This window comes from Polynucleobacter sp. MWH-Braz-FAM2G (genome assembly GCF_018687635.1).
Lineage (GTDB): Bacteria > Pseudomonadota > Gammaproteobacteria > Burkholderiales > Burkholderiaceae > Polynucleobacter.
Genome location: NZ_CP061300.1, coordinates 2,154,602 through 2,172,647 on the forward strand (window position 1 = coordinate 2,154,602; position 18,046 = coordinate 2,172,647).

At 44.8% G+C, this 18,046-nt stretch carries 15 protein-coding genes and 1 pseudogene; 2 read left to right on the forward strand and 14 right to left on the reverse strand.

Translation table 11 applies throughout. The features are described 5' to 3' along the window. Positions 1-48 precede the first annotated feature (48 nt). Genes FD973_RS10960 through def form a run of 7 tightly spaced genes read right to left on the reverse strand, consistent with a single transcriptional unit; the run spans position 49 to position 7,328 of the window. A complete protein-coding gene (locus tag FD973_RS10960; RefSeq protein ID WP_215323649.1) occupies positions 49-732 on the reverse strand; it encodes a response regulator in 684 nt (227 codons plus the stop codon). Positions 733-734: 2 nt separating this feature from the next. Beyond that, positions 735-3,044, reverse strand: a complete 2,310-nt coding sequence (locus FD973_RS10965; protein WP_215323650.1) for a PAS domain-containing sensor histidine kinase — start codon at positions 3,042-3,044, stop codon at positions 735-737. After that, a complete protein-coding gene (locus tag FD973_RS10970; RefSeq protein WP_251368785.1) occupies positions 3,041-3,622 on the reverse strand; it encodes a DUF4390 domain-containing protein in 582 nt (193 codons plus the stop codon). The genes FD973_RS10965 and FD973_RS10970 overlap by 4 nt, the downstream gene beginning before the upstream one ends. Continuing rightward, the gene (gene rsmB, locus FD973_RS10975) at positions 3,619-4,935 is read right to left on the reverse strand and encodes a 16S rRNA (cytosine(967)-C(5))-methyltransferase RsmB (protein ID WP_215323651.1); all 1,317 of its coding nucleotides are present in this window, start codon (positions 4,933-4,935) and stop codon (positions 3,619-3,621) included. Before rsmB ends, FD973_RS10970 begins: the two co-directional genes overlap by 4 nt. Positions 4,936-4,939: 4 nt before the next feature. After that, entirely contained in the window at positions 4,940-5,803 is an 864-nt protein-coding gene (gene htpX / locus FD973_RS10980) for a zinc metalloprotease HtpX (protein ID WP_215323652.1), read from the reverse strand. Between the two features lie 2 nt (positions 5,804-5,805). Next, entirely contained in the window at positions 5,806-6,804 is a 999-nt protein-coding gene (gene fmt / locus FD973_RS10985; protein ID WP_215323653.1) for a methionyl-tRNA formyltransferase, read from the reverse strand. An 8-nt stretch (positions 6,805-6,812) separates the two neighbouring features. Then, positions 6,813-7,328 (reverse strand): peptide deformylase, encoded by a 516-nt coding sequence (def, locus tag FD973_RS10990; RefSeq protein ID WP_215324803.1) that lies wholly within the window; start codon positions 7,326-7,328, stop codon positions 6,813-6,815. A 71-nt stretch (positions 7,329-7,399) separates the two neighbouring features. On the opposite strand from def, the gene dprA reads away from it, so the two are divergent. After that, complete coding sequence (gene dprA / locus FD973_RS10995; RefSeq protein ID WP_215323654.1) at positions 7,400-8,074, forward strand: DNA-processing protein DprA; 675 nt, start codon at positions 7,400-7,402, stop codon at positions 8,072-8,074. Between the two features lie 223 nt (positions 8,075-8,297). Continuing rightward, positions 8,298-10,976 carry a DNA topoisomerase III gene (locus tag FD973_RS11000; protein ID WP_215323655.1) on the forward strand — a complete coding sequence of 893 codons (2,679 nt, stop codon included), beginning with the start codon at positions 8,298-8,300 and terminating at the stop codon, positions 10,974-10,976. Between the two features lie 59 nt (positions 10,977-11,035). Here FD973_RS11000 and mnmC read toward each other — a convergent pair. From mnmC to rpmH, 7 genes and pseudogenes are all read right to left on the reverse strand, one after another. Then, positions 11,036-12,037 (reverse strand): annotated as a pseudogene (gene mnmC, locus FD973_RS11090) (FAD-dependent 5-carboxymethylaminomethyl-2-thiouridine(34) oxidoreductase MnmC); the annotation flags it as partial. A 41-nt stretch (positions 12,038-12,078) separates the two neighbouring features. Continuing rightward, the gene (locus FD973_RS11005; protein WP_215323656.1) at positions 12,079-13,944 is read right to left on the reverse strand and encodes a phosphoenolpyruvate carboxykinase (GTP); all 1,866 of its coding nucleotides are present in this window, start codon (positions 13,942-13,944) and stop codon (positions 12,079-12,081) included. Between the two features lie 90 nt (positions 13,945-14,034). Next, a complete protein-coding gene (gene mnmE / locus FD973_RS11010; RefSeq protein WP_215324804.1) occupies positions 14,035-15,396 on the reverse strand; it encodes a tRNA uridine-5-carboxymethylaminomethyl(34) synthesis GTPase MnmE in 1,362 nt (453 codons plus the stop codon). A 43-nt stretch (positions 15,397-15,439) separates the two neighbouring features. Then, a complete protein-coding gene (gene yidC / locus FD973_RS11015) occupies positions 15,440-17,113 on the reverse strand; it encodes a membrane protein insertase YidC (protein WP_215323657.1) in 1,674 nt (557 codons plus the stop codon). 6 nt (positions 17,114-17,119) lie between these two features. Further along, the gene (gene yidD, locus FD973_RS11020; protein WP_215323658.1) at positions 17,120-17,362 is read right to left on the reverse strand and encodes a membrane protein insertion efficiency factor YidD; all 243 of its coding nucleotides are present in this window, start codon (positions 17,360-17,362) and stop codon (positions 17,120-17,122) included. A gap of 1 nt (position 17,363) precedes the next feature. Further along, complete coding sequence (rnpA, locus tag FD973_RS11025) at positions 17,364-17,681, reverse strand: ribonuclease P protein component (protein WP_251368786.1); 318 nt, start codon at positions 17,679-17,681, stop codon at positions 17,364-17,366. A gap of 8 nt (positions 17,682-17,689) precedes the next feature. After that, a complete protein-coding gene (gene rpmH / locus FD973_RS11030; protein ID WP_215323659.1) occupies positions 17,690-17,824 on the reverse strand; it encodes a 50S ribosomal protein L34 in 135 nt (44 codons plus the stop codon). Between the last annotated feature and the right edge of the window lie 222 nt (positions 17,825-18,046).

Genomic DNA, 18,046 nt, shown 5'->3' on the forward strand with positions numbered 1-18,046 from the left:
TCTCCCCCCAACACCCTTACAGCCTCGATATTGCCAAGGCTTGATCCTTTAGCTTTCGCCCTTATTGCGTGAGGTATCGATACCAAGCGCCTTAAGCTTTCTATACAAATGGGTTCTCTCTAGGCCCGTGTACTCTGAAATCTTAGTCATACTTCCACCCATAATTTGCATCTGATGCTCAAAATAGGCCTTCTCAAACAAATCCCTCGCCTCTCTTAAAGGAAGGTCAAAATATGTTTTTGCAATTCCGCTGATGTATTCACCTTCAGCAGGAACCGATACTAATTCAGCTATAGGCTGTTTTGGCGCAGCTACAGGATTTGCACTTGATTGAACCGCTCGCTCTGGCTCTGGTTCTATATATTTAGGAGAGCTCTCTAAAGCCTTGCTGACGGTTTTTAAGAGCTTTTGTAGAGCAATCGGTTTTTCTAAAAAATTCAGGGCTCCAATACGAGTTGCCTCAACAGCAGTATCGATCGTTGCATGGCCTGACATCATGACTACTGGCATAGTGAGCTGACCGGTATTTGACCACTCTTTTAATAAAGTAATCCCATCGGTATCGGGCATCCATATGTCGAGTAAGACGAGATCGGGGCGCATTTGCTCTCGAATAGTGCGCGCCTGATTAGCGCTCTCTGCTGCATATACAGTATGACCTTCATCCGTAAGAATCTCATTGAGAAGCTCACGAATTCCCATCTCGTCATCAACGACCAAAATACTAGCCATACTTAGGCTGCCTCTTTTGCTAAATTCATAAACAATATCGATACTTTCGCGCCAATCACTTCATCGCCCTGCATACGGTTTCGAATTTCAATTTTGGCAGAGTGATCATCAACAATCTTCTTCACTACCGCCAACCCCAATCCGGTGCCTTTGCTCTTCGTAGTTACATAAGGCTCGAAGGCTCTTGCCAATATCTTAGCTGGAAATCCAATTCCGCTATCACTTATTGTTAACCGCACTGCGTTTTGAGCTTTTCCATTGTGCTCTCCATAAGGCACCAACTCCGTCTTTACTTCCACTGGATTATTGGGATGAGGGCCCTCAAGAGTGGCGTCTTGTGCGTTTTGTAGCAAATTATGAATAACCTGCCTCAATTGAGTGGGGTCACCCATAATATCTGGGCAGCTAGGATCAAGCTGCGTATGCAAAGGACTGCCCTCATAGAGACCCAAAATTTCTTTGGTCAATGTATTAATGGATACCGGCTTTAATTGCGGTGTGGGCGTTTTTGCAAAATCCCTAAAATCATTCACCATCTCTTTCATTGCCTGAACTTGGCCAATGATTGTTTCGGTGCTGCGATTAATCATTTCTTCCTGCTCTGGTGTCAGCTTACCTGCAAGCTTGTGCTGCAATCTTTCTGCAGAAAGCTGAATAGGTGTGAGAGGATTTTTAATTTCATGGGCTAGACGCCTTGCTACTTCACTCCAAGCAATAGACCTTTGGGCACTAACCACATCAGTAATATCATCGAAAACTACCATTCGCAAATCGTCCGAAAGCTCAGTGCCACGGACAAATAAAGTAACACCTAATTCATTTTCAAACTCATTTGTGCTGTGCAACTGAATTTGTTTTTGCCACACGGGCGCATTATTTTGTATAGGCTGATATTCGGCGTCACCTTTGCTTAGAACAGCCAACTTCATGGTGGCAAATCCCTCTTTGATGGCTGCCTCAAACTCTACTAATGCTGGACTAGTGCTTAGCGGCTTTCCATCCAAAAGCGTGAGGTCTTGGGCAAAAATTCGATCTGCGCCCGGATTGGTTGAGACGACGTTGTAATTTTTGTCAAAAATACACACTCCTGCAGTAAGACTTCCCAATACTCGCTCTAAAAATGCCTTTGATTCTTGAAGAGATGTGCGGGTATCAGCCAACTGTCTCGTCATGACATTAAATTGTCTGGTGAGCATTCCAAGTTCATCGCCCGTATCCAACTCTGGCTTGGGCGACAAGTCTCCCTGTGCAACCGCCTGAGTTCCTCTCAAAAGCATCAAGAGAGGGCGCGCAAGCTGTCTGCCCAACATTAAGGCCAAAGTAATGGCAACGAATACCGCAAAAAAGAGAGTGAGAGTCAAGGTGCCCACAAACATTTTGCGAAGCCCAGTACGGCCCAATGCTTTTTCTTGATATTCAGTGTAAGCAGATTCCACCGCAAAGATATTTTTTGCCAATGGAGTTGGTATGTAACGAACTAGCTGTAAAAAATATTTATCTTCTACATCTTTTCCAGTATCTGATTTACTAATGGCGGCTTTTTTACGTACAACCGGCACAATAGCTCTTATACGATATCCGCGTTGACCGCCCTCAATTTCAATTTGATCTAAAAAAGTAATCCCTTTTTTATTAAAAGCCTCTTGCACAACATCAGCACTGGGAGGAGGAATATATTTTTTAGGCTTGGCCTCGCTTGTAAAAATTAAATCGCGATGCACATTAAAAAGACTAATCTCTTGAATACCAAATTGGTTGCGAATCTTCATCACCGCTGAAGCAACCTGATCTGCAGTAGCGCCCGAGGGGAACTGCACTATTTGCTCGGCAATAAAATTACCTTCACCCAGGATTTCTTCTTGCGCAACACGCAGCGTTACTCGCCCTAACTCCAAGCCCGAATTCAAGGCTGACTCAACCTTTACGTCGAACCAGGACTCGATACTCCGTGAAACGAACTGCAGAGAAACGCCATATAGAATGAGGCCAGGAACGATACCGACCAGCGCAAAAATCATTGCCAATTTGGCAATCAATCGCGTACCAAAATGGCCTCGATACCAACGAACAGCGATGACAACAACTAAAATCAATATTACTAACGTTAAGCAAATGCCAATAACTATATTGGCCGCATACAGCCAAATAAAGTAGTTATCAAAAAATTCCGTATTCGACGATGCGATTGCAAGCAAAAATAAAAGCAATAAAGCAAAAACACCAATTGCCCCAATCGTTATTGGGATCGCTTTTTTGTTCCAAGCTTTCGATGTAAAAAAACTTGCGTCCATTAGGGCTGAAATCGCTTTCATCTTTTTATCTGATTCGGCCCATTAGCAACAAATGGAAAACGATACCAATCGCTTGAAACATTCCAGTCGCGATTATTAAGTGCATTCACTTGAAATGGTTTTGGCAATTTACTAAGATCCAGGGTCATACGCAAAGCTGCGGTATATGCTTTATTAGGATCGAGTTGGGCATTGTCAATGACATGCCACCCACCAATACTTCCTACCGCTTGTAATGCTTCAGAGATAGTCTTTGCAGAAAAAGTGAAGCCTTCGGAAGCAATCCGATATTGCTGGGTAAGAGGTTGATAAGACAAGCGAGTTTGTCTTTGTGCAAGCGCAGACTTTTCATCAAACCAATACCAGCGTGAACGCGTTAAATCAAAGTCCGTTTGGAAATGCAAAACAACGCCTTTTTGTACGGCATCTTCTAAACCCGGGGATAACTCAATCTGAAAAGTGGCATTCAGGAGCCAATCGTTATCCACCTTCTCGAGCTCAAAGGATTTAATCTTGATGCCTTCTGCACTAACGTTGGCCGTCAGAACACCCAAGGCCATCAAACACAAAAAGAGAAATTGTTTAATTTTTCGGCTCATGGCCCATTTTTTTTAAACAAGGCATAGTAAAAACCATCATTTAATTCGCTGGGCAAAAGTTGGCCAGGCGCATCTAATCGTAACGCATTGGTGTGCTGCTGAGCAAACCAAATTGCTTGCTCCTCTCCTTCTTCAGGAAAAATAGAGCAGGTTACATACAAAAGCGCACCTTGTGGCCCGAGCATTTTCCATGCCTGATCCATAATTGCGCGCTGCCTTGCTTGAAGCGCCCTCACGTCTGCTTCACGTCTTAAGAATGGAATGTCTGGGTGTCGAGCCACTATCCCCGAGGCTGAACAAGGGGCATCTAGAAGAATCTTGTCAAACTGAACACCATCCCACCATCCTGCTTTTGAAGCATCACCTCGAATGACTTGCACCTGATTTGAATGCAAACGAAGGCGATCTAAATTTCCGCTTATTTTTCCAATTCGATCACCATCCAACTCTAGAGCTCTCATCGAACAATCTGCCAACTCCAATATATGCGCTGTTTTACCCCCGGGCGCAGCACAAGCATCGAGCACCAACTCACCAGCCTGAGGATTTAATAAAACTGCGGCAAGTTGCGCTCCGGCATCTTGCACAGAAACGGCGCCCGTATAAAAACCAGGTAAATCAGATACAGGGGCTGCCTCTGGCAACAGTAGTGCGGAAGACAAGGAGACGCTGGCCAGTTCATCGATAGGTATGGATGAAATTCCTTCGTCGGCTAACAAAGATTGGTATTGATCACGCGTATATTGCCTTTGATTTACGCGCAGGATTAATGGTGCGCGCTTAGCTTGATGAAACAAAATAGATTGCCACCGCTTAGAGTAATTGCGTTTTAGATTAGCGCGCCACCAAGCGGGCACATACATGGGAATAGGATCGGGCGGATAACTCTTTTCGCCGGGGGATGGTTGGGTCAAGAGACCGACCTTACGCAGGACTGCATTAACCAGTCCTTTTGCATACATTGTTTTATCGTACTCGCCACATGCCTTCACTGCCTGATCAACAATAGTATGTGCTGGATAGCTTTTGCCATCTACCCCAGTTTGCAAGAATAGTGCTATCGCAACGCTGAGCAAATGATCAACTTCTGATGGCGGTGGCTTGGGAATAAATTGCTTGATTAACTCATGGGAACGTACCCATTTACGAAGCGCATCAAAGCTTAAACTTTGGACTATCGGACGCTCATGCGCCTCCAGTTGATCCAAAACTTCTGTTAGCGATCGGCCGCTCATTACCTCGCTAATCGCTTGGGCGGCAATGGTGATTGCTTCAGAAAGCGGGAGACTGCGTGGTGTTTTTTGATCAGTCAAATTGTTATGCTCCGGGATATACCCCGTTTTTAGCCATACTCATTAAGCGTGCCACACGATCTTCGGTAGGTGGATGGGTTGAAAAAAGTTGCGCAAAGCCACCCGCACTTAAAGGATTAAGAATCATCATCTGCGCAGTCTCAGGATGCTGTTCAACCGCATGAAATGGGATTCCTTGAGCATAGTTGTGAATTTTTTCTAATGCTTGTGCGAGCGCCTCTGGATCCGAACTAATTTCAGCGCCACCTCGATCAGCCTCATATTCCCGCGCCCGCGAAATACTCATCTGAATCAGACTTGCTGCAATTGGCGCCAAAATTGCAACCATGATGCTCGCTATTGGATTATTAGGCCTACCTTCAGAATCGCGCCCACCAAAAAACATAGCAAAATTTGCGAGCGCAGAAATGGCGCCAGCCATCGTAGCTGCAACCGTTGATATCAAGATATCTCGATGACGAACATGTGCGAGTTCGTGTGCCATGACACCACGTAGCTCGCGATTGGAGAGAATCTTCAGAATCCCAGTCGTTGCCGCTACCGAGGCATTGTCTGGATTGCGCCCGGTTGCAAATGCATTTGGCGCATCTTCATCAATCAAAAAAACTTTTGGCATTGGCAAGCCCGCTTTTTCGGAGAGCTCTTTTACTAAACCATAAAATTGTGGTGCAGATCTTTCATCAACCTGTTGTGCATTGGTCATTCTCAGAACCATCGTGTCTGAAAACCAATAACTAAAGAAGTTCATTCCTACAGCCATCAATAAGGCCATCAACATGCCTTGTTTGCCACCAAGCATGCCGCCTACGACAATAAATAAAGCGGTAATGGCCGCCATCAAAACAGCAGTCTTTGCAAAATTAAACATTCCTACTCCTTTGACTGAAAGCGCAACAATTTTTCATTAGGGCTGATTGATTGCAAGCATGTTTTGGCATCCATTTTTTTGCCACCCGGCTTTTGCATTTCCAAAACCTCAATTACCCCATGCCCGCACTGAATGTATCCGCCACGCTCACTAAATCCAAGTACGTCACCAATTTTTCCGGCCCCATCTAAAGACTTAGTGTTCGCCAGTTTTGAGTTCCAAAGCTTGATGACAAGCCCATTGAGATTGCTAGTTGCCCCTGGAAACGGATTGAAGGCTCGAATACGTTGATCAATTTCTTTGGCGCTTAAATTCCAATCTATCTCTGCCTCGTTTTTCAATATTTTTTCAGCATAACTTATGCCATCTTTGGGTTGCTGGAGACGAATTAAGTTTTTGCCTTGCTGCAAAGAATCTAACACTTGAACAATCAAATTAGCGCCCAGATTAGCCAGTCGATCATGCAGACTTGCGCTAGTTTCATCGCTTGCAATTTCAAGATCGGAAGTTAAAACAGTATCTCCAGTATCTAAGCCCGCATCCATTTGCATGATGCAGACCCCTGTTCTAGAGTCTCCTGCTTCAATTGCACGCTGTATGGGTGCTGCACCCCGCCAGCGTGGAAGTAGTGAGGCATGAATATTGAAACTACCGTGTCTTCCAGTCTTCTCACAAATATCTAAAACTTCTTGCGGCAAGATTAGGCCGTAAGCAACCACGACCATTGCATCAAACTCTAGTTCTGATAAATGCTTATAGGCAGCTAAAGCCTGTGCTCTTTTATCAGGATCCGTGCTTGTTTGTCTTAATGTCTCTGGTTGCAATACTGGAATGTTGTTTTGCAAAGCAAATTCTTTAACAGGGCTTGCATGCAAGTGCATGCCCCTCCCTGCACGACGATCTGGTTGCGTAAGCGCCAAGACAATTTCATGGCCCGCATCATAGATGGCTCGCATTGCTTGCGCAGCAAACTCAGGAGTTCCAGCAAAGACAATTTTCATTGGGGCGCTTAGCGCTGACCTACTAATTCTTTTGCGCGCTTCTTCATTTTCTGTGAGATACGTGTTCTCTTAAGTATTGATAAATACTCTACAAATACTTTTCCTTGCAAATGATCTAACTCGTGCTGCAAGCAAACCGCCAATAGACCATCCGCATCTATTTCAAATTCTTTACCGTGGATATCCAAAGCCTTGACCCTAATTTCAGCAGGCCTCTCAACTTCGTCATAAAACTCAGGAACAGACAAACAACCTTCGCGCCAAGATTTTTTCTCTTCGCTTGCCCAAACGATTTCTGGATTAATAAAAACCATCAATTCATTTTGTTCGTCTGATACATCAATTACGACAATTCGTTCATGGATATCCACTTGTGTTGCCGCCAATCCCACCCCTGGAGCGTCGTACATCGTCTCAGCCATATCGGCAACAATTTTCTTTATACGAGCATCCACTTGTGCGACAGGTTTAGCAACCTTGTGCAAGCGGGGATCTGGATAACAAAGGACGTTCAATAAAGCCATGTAGGAATTATCCAACATGGCTATCAGTCTGTCCTGATTGCTCTCATTCCCCCAAAGAACAAAATAGGTTTATGTCCAGCCCCCTCGCGCCAAATTACCCCATTCAAATAAGTCACAAAAACAGTCTTTACCCCGCTCGATTACGCGATTTATATGATCCCCCCAGCTCACTCTATATATGTGGAAACATCAGCCTATTGAAAATGCCCATGATTGCCATCGTGGGCTCCAGAAATGCCAGCCCTGAGGGCATAAAAAACGCAAGACTCTTTGCTAAGGCCCTATCAAAGGCTGGAGCGTTGATTATCTCGGGCCTGGCGAGGGGAATTGATAGTGCGGCCCATATTGCGGCAATAGAGCTCGGTTCAAATCACTTTACCGCCGCAATTTTGGGAACTGGAATTGACATCGTTTATCCCAAGGAAAATTTTGGTCTTTCTCAGGCCATTTCTAGACAGGGTTTATTAATCTCCGAATTTCCCTTGGGGGCTGGACCCCAAAAATGGCATTTCCCAAAGCGAAATCGCATCATCGCTGCTTTAGCACTTGGAGTGGTGGTGATAGAGGCGGCAGAAAAGTCTGGATCACTCATTACCGCTCGCTTAGCCGCAGACCTTGGAAGAGATGTTTTTGCGCTGCCGGGGTCGATACACGGCTTAAATTCTGCTGGATGCCACCGTCTTATTCAGCAAGGGGCTAAATTAGTCACTACCCCAAGAGATGTGCTTGAAGAACTACATTTTTAACCAAAACCCTTATTTAAATAGCTAAAAAGTGGGTTTTTAGTAACAAAACAGGTGCTCACGCAAGAGCAAAACAGGCAAAAAATGGGGGATTTTGGACTTTTTTTAATTTCTCGGTTAATAATAAAAAAGGGGTATTTATGAGACCAAGCCCTATTTTGGTTTAAATTGGTCATCCCTTTTACCCCTTAAAACATCATTTCTAGCTCAAATTTAGGCAAAACGCGTGGCAACCAAAGCAACTACCAAGAAAAGCAGCCCAAAGACAACCGCTGGGGATCACCCTAAGGCGCTCATCATTGCCGAAAAACCCTCGGTTGCCAATGACATTGCCAAAGCCTTGGGTGGCTTTACAAAATACGAAGATTATTTTGAGAGTGATGAATTCCTAATCTCGTCTGCCGTGGGCCATTTATTAGAAATCGCTGCTCCAGAAGAGTTTGATGTGAAACGCGGCAAATGGTCTTTTGCCAACCTGCCTGTGGTACCCCCCTATTTCGATTTGCGACCAATTGCTAAGACAGAGTCGCGTCTCAAGGTTTTGCAAAAACTGATTAAACGCAAAGATGTCACTACGCTTATTAATGCTTGTGACGCGGGACGGGAAGGCGAGCTGATTTTCCGCTTAATTGCGCAACATGCCAAAACATCTCAATCTATTAAACGCCTTTGGTTGCAATCGATGACGCCAGCAGCAATTCGCGATGGCTTTGAGCATCTTCGTACCGATGAAGATATGAAACCGCTTGCTGATGCGGCCCGTTGTCGCTCTGAGGCTGACTGGTTGGTTGGCATCAACGGCACGCGTGCAATGACTGCTTTTAATAGCAAAAGCGGTGGCTTCTTCTTAACAACTGTAGGTCGCGTACAGACTCCAACGCTTTCTATTGTGGTTGAGCGCGAAGAGCTCATCCGCAAATTTGTTTCTAAGGATTACTGGGAAGTCAAAGCAGAATTTATCGCTGCTGCCGGTGTCTATGAAGGTCGCTGGTTTGATCCAAAGTTTAAAAAGGATGTCTCAGAACCCGATGCACGTGAAAACCGTTTATGGAGTGAGGCGGCGGCTCAAAGCATTGTTGCCGCATGCCGTGGCAAAAAGGCCAATGTCACAGAGGAAGCAAAACCGGCCACCCAACTAGCCCCGCAATTATTTGACTTAACCAGCTTGCAGCGTGAAGCAAACGCTCGCTTTGGTTTTTCTGCAAAAAATACCCTCGGTCTAGCTCAAGCCTTATATGAACGACACAAGGTTTTAACCTATCCTCGTACTGATGCAAAAGCACTCCCCGAAGACTATCTCGATACCGTTAAGCAAACGATGGAGAATTTTGCTGAGCATTCTCAAGATTACAGCGGTTTTGCAAAGCAAATTCTGCAGGGTGACCCGAAAGATCCAAAAACAAAAGCTGGCTATGGTTGGATCAAACCTAACAAACGCATTTTTGATAATTCAAAAATTTCAGACCACTTTGCAATTATCCCAACTCTAGAAAAGCCAAAAAATTTAAGTGAGCCCGAAGCAAAACTCTACGATTTAGTTGTGAGGCGATTCTTGGCAGTTTTTTATCCTGCCGCAGAGTTTCGTGTCACCACTCGAATTACCGAAGCATCTGGTCACCACTTCAAAACTGAGGGGCGCGTCCTTGTCAATCCAGGGTGGCTAACGGTATACGGCAAATCCAACCAGGCAGATGACGAACTAGTTCCGGTCCAAGAAGGCGAAACTGTTCAAACTGAATCAATAACAGCGGTGCCTTTAAAAACAAAACCTCCAGCACGCTATACAGAGGCTACTTTGCTCTCAGCAATGGAAAGTGCTGGCAAGTGGGTTGATGATGATGAAATGCGCGAGGCAATGGCCGAAAAAGGTTTGGGGACTCCCGCAACAAGGGCGGCCATTATTGAAGGCTTGCTTGCTGAAAAATACATTGTGCGTGAAGCGCGCGAGCTCATTCCGACAGCCAAAGCTTTTCAGTTGATGACTTTGTTACGTGGCTTGGATGTTGAAGAGTTAACTCGTCCTGATTTAACTGGTAGCTGGGAGAACAAGCTTTCCCTCATCGAGCAAGGCAAGATGAATCGCGATACCTTCATGCAAGAGATCGCTCAAATGACTCAACGCATTGTGAAGCGCGCCAAAGAATACGATAGCGATACTATTCCTGGCGAATATGCCACCATGGCCACGCCGTGCCCTCACTGCAAGGGTCCAGTAAAAGAAAACTATCGTCGTTTTGCTTGCGAAAAATGTGGCTTTACCATCAGCAAAACGCCAGGTGGTCGCGCTTTTGAATACCCAGAAGTTGAAGAGTTATTGCGCGAAAAAACTATCGGACCATTGCAAGGTTTCCGCAGCAAAATGGGTCGTCCTTTTGCAGCCATTATTAAGCTAAGCGAAATTCCAGAAGACGATAAAGACTATCCAAATGCAGGCTTCAAACTGGAGTTTGATTTTGGCAACACTCAGGATGATGAATCTGAGGCGGTAGATTTCACAGGTCGTCAGGCCTTGGGTGCTTGCCCTAAATGCTCTGGTGCAGTTTACGAAGATGGTATGCGTTATGTTTGCGAAAACAATACCGGACCCAATAAATCTTGCGATTTCAAAACGGGGAAAGTTGTTTTGCAGCAAGAAGTTTCCGCTGAACAAATTCAAAAATTGCTCAAGGAAGGCAAGACAGACCTTCTTGCCAACTTTAAATCTAATCGAACTGGGCGTGGATTTAAGGCTTACTTGGCCTTAGATGCTTCAGGCAAAATTGGTTTTGAATTTGAAGCAAAAGCGCCCAAAGCTGACGGCGCAACTAAAGCCCCTGCAAAAAAACGGGCGGGGGCTAGCGCAGCAACCAAGTCTGCCGCAAAGCCAAAACGCGCAAGCACAGCAAAATCATCCTCTAGTAGCTGAGCGCTAATCAACTTAGCCGCTAGAGCGGACCATAAAATTCCTCTTGATCCTAGGGCGGTTGCCAAGAATATTCCTGGGCGCTGAGAGAGAGTGCCGATGATGGGCAGGCGATCTCCTGCAACACAACGAACACCAACAAACTCACCAACCTTTAAGAGTGAACGCGGATCGCCTTCTTCAAAATCTATTAAACGCAGAGCTTGCTCTCGATTGAAATCATCACTAGACTTTCTTGCCGCAAGGTCGTCTTCACCTTCATCAAAACTAGATCCGACAATCCACTGATAACTTCCATCTTCCAAATATATTGCCGGCAAACAATATCCATCACCAGATATACCAACGCTCGGTAATTTTTCAACCCATGGATCATTTTTTGGAATCGAAAAAATGCTGAGTTGCCCACGAACAGGTTTTAAAGGTAAGCGTATATCAATAGAAGCCAACAAAGCCTTTGACTCTATCGCGCAAGCCACAACCACTTTATCGGCAGAGACAATCGATTGATTTGCGTTATCAAATAAGTGCCACACGTCTCCAGACTTTTCTAGGCGTGCAACTCGAGTGTTCCACATACAAGTTAGACGGTCATGGCTTTGCAATAGCCGTCTGCTTGCTTCATTTAAATTTAAGCAAGCGCCGCGTGGCAACCAAACGCCACTTTGTGAAATCCCGCAAACCTTTTGAGCATCTTGAGCATCTAAGGCAATTGCCATATCACTATCAAGATTTAAAGATTGAAGATGCTCTATTGTTTGCACCCGATCAAAAACTTTATCCTTTTTAGTTGGCTGAAATATCCCATGCTGTCGCCAAACATTACCCCAACGCTCTTCAGCTAACAAAAATGCAAGGCGGGTTAAACGCAATAAGCGGGGCGAACCTTTTCCAATGTGTGGGTGAGCTATGGCATAAGCATGACTAGAGCAAGCAGTGGCAGGAGAGGAGGCGGCGTCGATAATGCAAACCGATCTACCGCGCTCGAGCAACTCATTTGCAATGGTTGCTCCACAAATGCCTGCCCCAATCACCACTATTTCATGGTGTTGGGGTTTGGTCATTAATAAATATTACTTGATTGAATGGTACTGCTTGCTACACATTAAGCATTGAGGCGCTTCTCAATTTTTGCACGCATTTCTAACAACTCTTTTGGCAAACGCTCGCCAAGATGCTCGAATAACTCTGTATGCAACTTGAGTTCATTTTTCCAGTCATCAACTTTAGCGGTAATGACTTTATCGAAGTTATCGACTGAGAAATCTAAGCCCTGCCAATTCAAATCTTTATGCTCTGGTGAGATACCAAATACAGTCTCAACTCCGTTAGCAGTGCCTTCGGCGCGACCCAAGATCCAAGAAAGAACACGCATATTCTCGCCGTATCCAGGCCAAACAAACTTGCCATCATCACCCTTGCGGAACCAATTCACACAATAGATCTTTGGCAACACTGCGCCTTCAGCTTCAAGCTTCTTGCCAATATTGAGCCAATGCTGGAAGTAGTCGCTCATGTTGTAACCAGCAAATGCAATCATTGCAAATGGATCGCGACGCACCACACCAACTTGACCAGTAATAGCGGCAGTAGTCTCTGAACCCATTGTGGCTGCCATGTAAACACCCTCTACCCAGTCACGGGCTTCGCTTACCAGAGGAACTGTTGTTGAACGGCGTCCACCAAACAGGAATGCATCAATAGGAACCCCTTCAGGATCATCCCACTTAGGATCAACCGCTGGATTGTTTGTGGCAGCCATAGTAAATCGCGAATTAGGATGGGCAGCCTTACGACCTGCAGCTCCATCAGCTGGGGTCCAATCCTTACCTTGCCAGTCAATTAAGTGTGCTGGTGGCGTATCAGTTAAACCTTCCCACCAAACATCACCATCATCAGTCAATCCGACGTTTGTGAAAATCACATCTTCATTCAATGAATCAATGCAATTTGGATTGGTTAAACGATTCGTTCCTGGAGCAACACCAAAGTAGCCAGACTCAGGATTAATCGCAAACAAACGAGTTTTGCCAGTAACAGGGTCCTTGCGAGGCTTAATCCAAGCAATGTCATCACCAATTGTTGTCACCTTCCAACCATCAAATCCTTTTGGAGGAATCATCATGGAGAAGTTTGTTTTTCCGCATGCGGAAGGGAATGCTGCGGCTACGTGATATTTTTTTCCTTCAGGCGATGTAACACCCAAGATCAGCATGTGCTCTGCAAGCCAACCTTGCTCGCGCCCCATATTGGATGCAATACGTAATGCAAAACATTTTTTACCCAACAATGCATTACCGCCGTAACCAGAACCAAAAGACCAAATCTCACGAGTTTCAGGATAGTGAACAATGTATTTAGTTTTGTTATTTGGCCAAGCCATATCCTTTTCGCCTGGGCTCAAAGGCTTGCCAACAGTGTGAACACATGGAACAAACTCTCCATCAGCGCCCAATTGATCAATAACAGCTTTGCCCATGCGGGTCATCAGGCGCATATTGATAGCGACGTACGGGCTGTCGGACAACTCAACACCAATGTGTGCAATTGGAGATCCGATTGGGCCCATGGAAAATGGAACAACATACATAGTTCTACCGCGCATCGAACCATCAAACAACGGCTGAAGTGTGCTGCGCATTTCGGCTGGATCAACCCAATTGTTTGTTGGACCAGCATCTTCTTGTTTTGCTGAACAAATGAAAGTGCGATCTTCAACGCGCGCAACGTCATCCGGATCAGATAAAGCTAGGAATGAATTTTTGCGTTTTGCTGGATTCAGGCGCTTGAAAACGCCTGCCTTAACCAACAACTCGCAAAATTCGTCATATTCTGCTTGCGAACCATCACACCAACGAATGGCATCTGGCTTAGTTAAGGCGGCAACTTCGCCAACCCACTCAATTAAACGCTTGTTTTTTACATAAGCTGGCGCATTCACATTGATCTGGCCGCTGGTAGTTGAAGTCATATGTTTCCCTATGAAGATTGAATTTTTTAATCAGACAATTTTATCATTTTGGTTAATTTTTTATGCCCAACCCCACACAGCACAAACCCTTTACTTGCCAATACAAAATTGGCTAAAGATTTTTCCTAAAAGGTCGTCGGGCAGGAGTTTTCCAGTAATTTCGCCAAGGTATCTTTGCGCCAAAGATAGCTCTTCTGCAAATAACTCCAGCGAATTGTTGCCATTTGCTGCAAACTGCTCCGATCTTTCAATATGCTCTTTAGCTCGCTCAATACAATCTAAGTGCCTTCTGCGGGCTAAAAACACCCCCTCTTGAGAGCCGCCCCATCCAACTAACCCCAATATTTTTTGCTTAAGCCGGTCTATTCCTGCCCCAGTTTTGGCAGAAATAAGCAAGGCTTCGCCCGTCGTCAAATTAGTGGAATCCCCCAACAAGTCGGCCTTGTTCATTACCTCGAGAACAGCACATTTAGGCGGTAGTTCTTTCAAAATCTGGGCTTTTAGTTCATCTTGTTCATAAGTGGTTTGGGCATCTGTTAAAAAAATCACCAGATCCGCCAAACGAATAGCATCCCAAGATCTTTCGATGCCCTTTATCTCAACTAGGTCTGATGTTTCACGCAATCCTGCAGTATCAATAATGTGCATGGGAACGCCTTCGATAGTGATGCTTTCCCTAACTCTGTCCCTAGTTGTGCCCGCAATAGGGGTGACGATTGCCACCTCTTCCCCCGCCAAGCGATTAAGCAATGAGCTTTTTCCGACATTGGGGGCGCCAACTAACACCAACTGAATGCCATCACGCAATATCTTTCCTTGCTTGGTGCCTTCAAGCAGGGTTTTTAGTTTTTCTTTGACGGTGCTCAGACGTTGTCGAGCTTGAGCGTTTTCAAGAAATTCAATTTCTTCTTCTGGAAAATCCAGTGTTGATTCAACCAAAATTCTGAGCTGTGTAATTTCTTCAATCAGGCTATTAATATCATCCGAAAAAGCGCCCTGCAATGAGCGTGCTGCGCCAAGAACGGCTGCCTCACTTTGTGCGTCAATTAAATCTGCAATTGCCTCTGCCTGAGCCAAATCAATCTTATTATTTAGATAGGCTCGCAAAGTAAATTCGCCAGGTTCGGCAATTGCCAACCCATCGTCTTTACCCACCTCAAGACAGCGCTTCATTACTAATTCAAGAAGTTGTGGGCCGCCATGGCATTGAAGCTCCAGAACATCTTCACCCGTAAAGGATGCAGGACCGGCAAAATAAATTGCGATTAACTGATCAATAGCTTGACCATGCTGATCGTGCAAAGTTAGGAGGTTTGCTTGCCTTGGCGCAAGATTTTTTTGAAATAGGGCGTTCGCGAACGAGCTTAAGTTCTGACCGCTTATACGTATAACTCCAACACCGGCTTTTCCTGGTGCCGTGGCGAGAGCAATGATGGGTAGTTTTCTAGTCATCATTGCCGTCAATTTATTACTAGCTTTTTATACCGCGATCAAACTACTTGGCGGGCTTCTTTCCAAACATTTGGTTAATCTGCCATTGCTGTGCAATAGACAAGAGATTGTTCGTAACCCAATACAAAACCAAGCCCGAGGGGAAGAAGAAGAACATGATCGAGAAAACAATCGGCATGTACATCATTACTTTTGCCTGAATTGGATCTGGTGGCGTTGGATTTAGTTTGGTCTGCACAAACATCGACACAGCCATAATGATTGGCAATATGTAGTAAGGGTCTGGAACCGAGAGATCATGAATCCACAAAATCCAAGGCGCACCACGCATTTCAACAGAAGAAAGTAGAACCCAATACAAGGCGATAAATACCGGTATCTGTATAACCACTGGCAAGCAACCGCCTAATGGATTGATCTTTTCTTTACGATACATCTCCATCATGGCTTGATTTAGTTTTTGCGGTTCACCCTTGTACTGCTCTCTCATGGCAGTCAATCGCGGTTGAACCTCCTTCATACGAGCCATGGATTTATAGCTTGCAGCGGACAATGGGAAGAACACTAACTTGATCAAGATAGTCAGCAGAATAATTGACCAACCCCAGTTACCAACATAACCATGAATTTTTTCTAACAACCAGAAAATAGGTTTGGCAATGATGGTGAGATAGCCATAGTCTTTAAGCAACTCAAAACCAGGGGCAATTGTTTCTAAAACTTTTTCTTCTTGTGGCCCAACAAATAATTTGGCTTTTTCTACAACTGCCGCGCCCGATGCAACCACTCCAAGCGGGGTTTGCATACCGATTCGATATAGGTTGTTATCGATTCTGCCAGCATAAATATCTCGAGCAGTTTTATCCCCCGGGATCCAAGCGCTTGCAAAATAGTGCTGCACCATGGCAATCCATGCAGGCTCACCGGCTGCAACCTGAGTTGGAATGGTAATTTTATTTTTATCTATCGCTGTGAATTCCAGCTTATTAAACTTTTCTTTATCTGTATATGCCGCTGGTCCAGTAAAGGTGCTGGCTGAAAAGGCGCCGCCGAATGGGCCGATTTTTTGTTCTTGACTAGCATCACGAACGATCTCTGTATAGAGAACAAGTGGGTTTGGATTGTTGGTGGTCTGTGTCACTCGATGACCCACGTCCACAACATAGCTTCCTGGATTTAGGATGAAAGTCTTTTCAAGCTTTACTCCATTGCGCTCACTGGCTAAAACAGCAAACGGGCGACCAGATCCATCCTTACCAGATTGGACTAATTTGAATGTACTTGTGTGGTTCGGAAGATCGCCGTTGTTTAAAGAAATCAAACCAGATCTTGCAAAGTATTTATGTGTTGGCGTGTATTGAAAAAGTTCAATCGGCTTATTTTCCGAAGTGAGTGATTTCAATAATTTCGCATCAATAACGTTCGCACCGCTTGCGCTAATTTCCAATACCAACACATCATTCTGTAGCGTGAACTTTTCAGCACCTTCAATAGCTGTAGCATTTACCGCTGGCGTAGCGGCCACATTTGATGATCCAGATATTTGAGTAGGCACATCAACTTTATTTCCTGCGGCGGTCTTATCTGACGCTACGGTAGCTGTCGCTGGCGCACCCGCGAACAAAGAAGGTTTTCCTTCATGAACCTGCCAATTGTTATAGAGCAAGAGACCCGACATCGAGAATACCGCCCAAAGAATTGTTTTTTTAAAGTCCATTTACATTCACTTAATTTGATGTTGCGTTTCTTTTACGGCAGGATCATGTCCGCCAGATGACCATGGGTTGCAACGCAAAATTCGCCACACCATTAGCCCGAAGCTTTTAAAAAATCCATAATGGCCAAAGCAGTCACAAGCATATTGCGAACAGCTAGGCACAAATTTACAGTGCATACCAAAATATGGGCTCAAAGCTAGTTGATAAATTCTTACTAGCTTTATTGCCACATTATTTAATGCGCGCACCTTAAATTAATCCTGATATTTGTGAGCGGAGAATTTCTTTTTCTTTTTTTCTGAGTCTGCCCCGAGTCTCGCGTCCAATTGGTTTTTTGAGCTTAACCACAACATCTTGATTTAATGTTTTGGCTTGAGCCGCCCAAACTAATTCGCGAATCATCCGCTTTAGACGGTTTCGATCAACCGCTCTTTTGGCCAACTTCTTTGCTACAGCAACACCAAGATCCGGCTTAGCATCCTCTTGGGAAGGTGCTACATAAACACCCCAATACAAACTTGTCTTGGGACGCGTCTTCAGTAGTTCAGAAATTCTTGCGCTATTCAATGGCTAACTTAAACAGCCAAACGCTTACGGCCTTTTGCACGACGAGCATTCAAAACGGCACGTCCACTTTTAGTTTTCATACGAACGCGAAAGCCATGTGTACGTTTACGACGGACTACTGAGGGTTGGTAAGTTCTTTTCATGATAGATCCCTGGAAAACCAAGTATTTTCCTTGTTGCAGAGCAAAAGGTCAATCCATCTCAACGAATATGTAGGTGTTTTTCTCTATTTTTAGTGAAATTTCTCATAAATCACTAATTTAAATAGAGATTTTTCTATTATTCACAAGTTATCCACAGGATTTCCACGTTTTTCTAGCTTGTGGATAACTTTGGAGCATCGCTACAATGGATCCTCCAAAAAT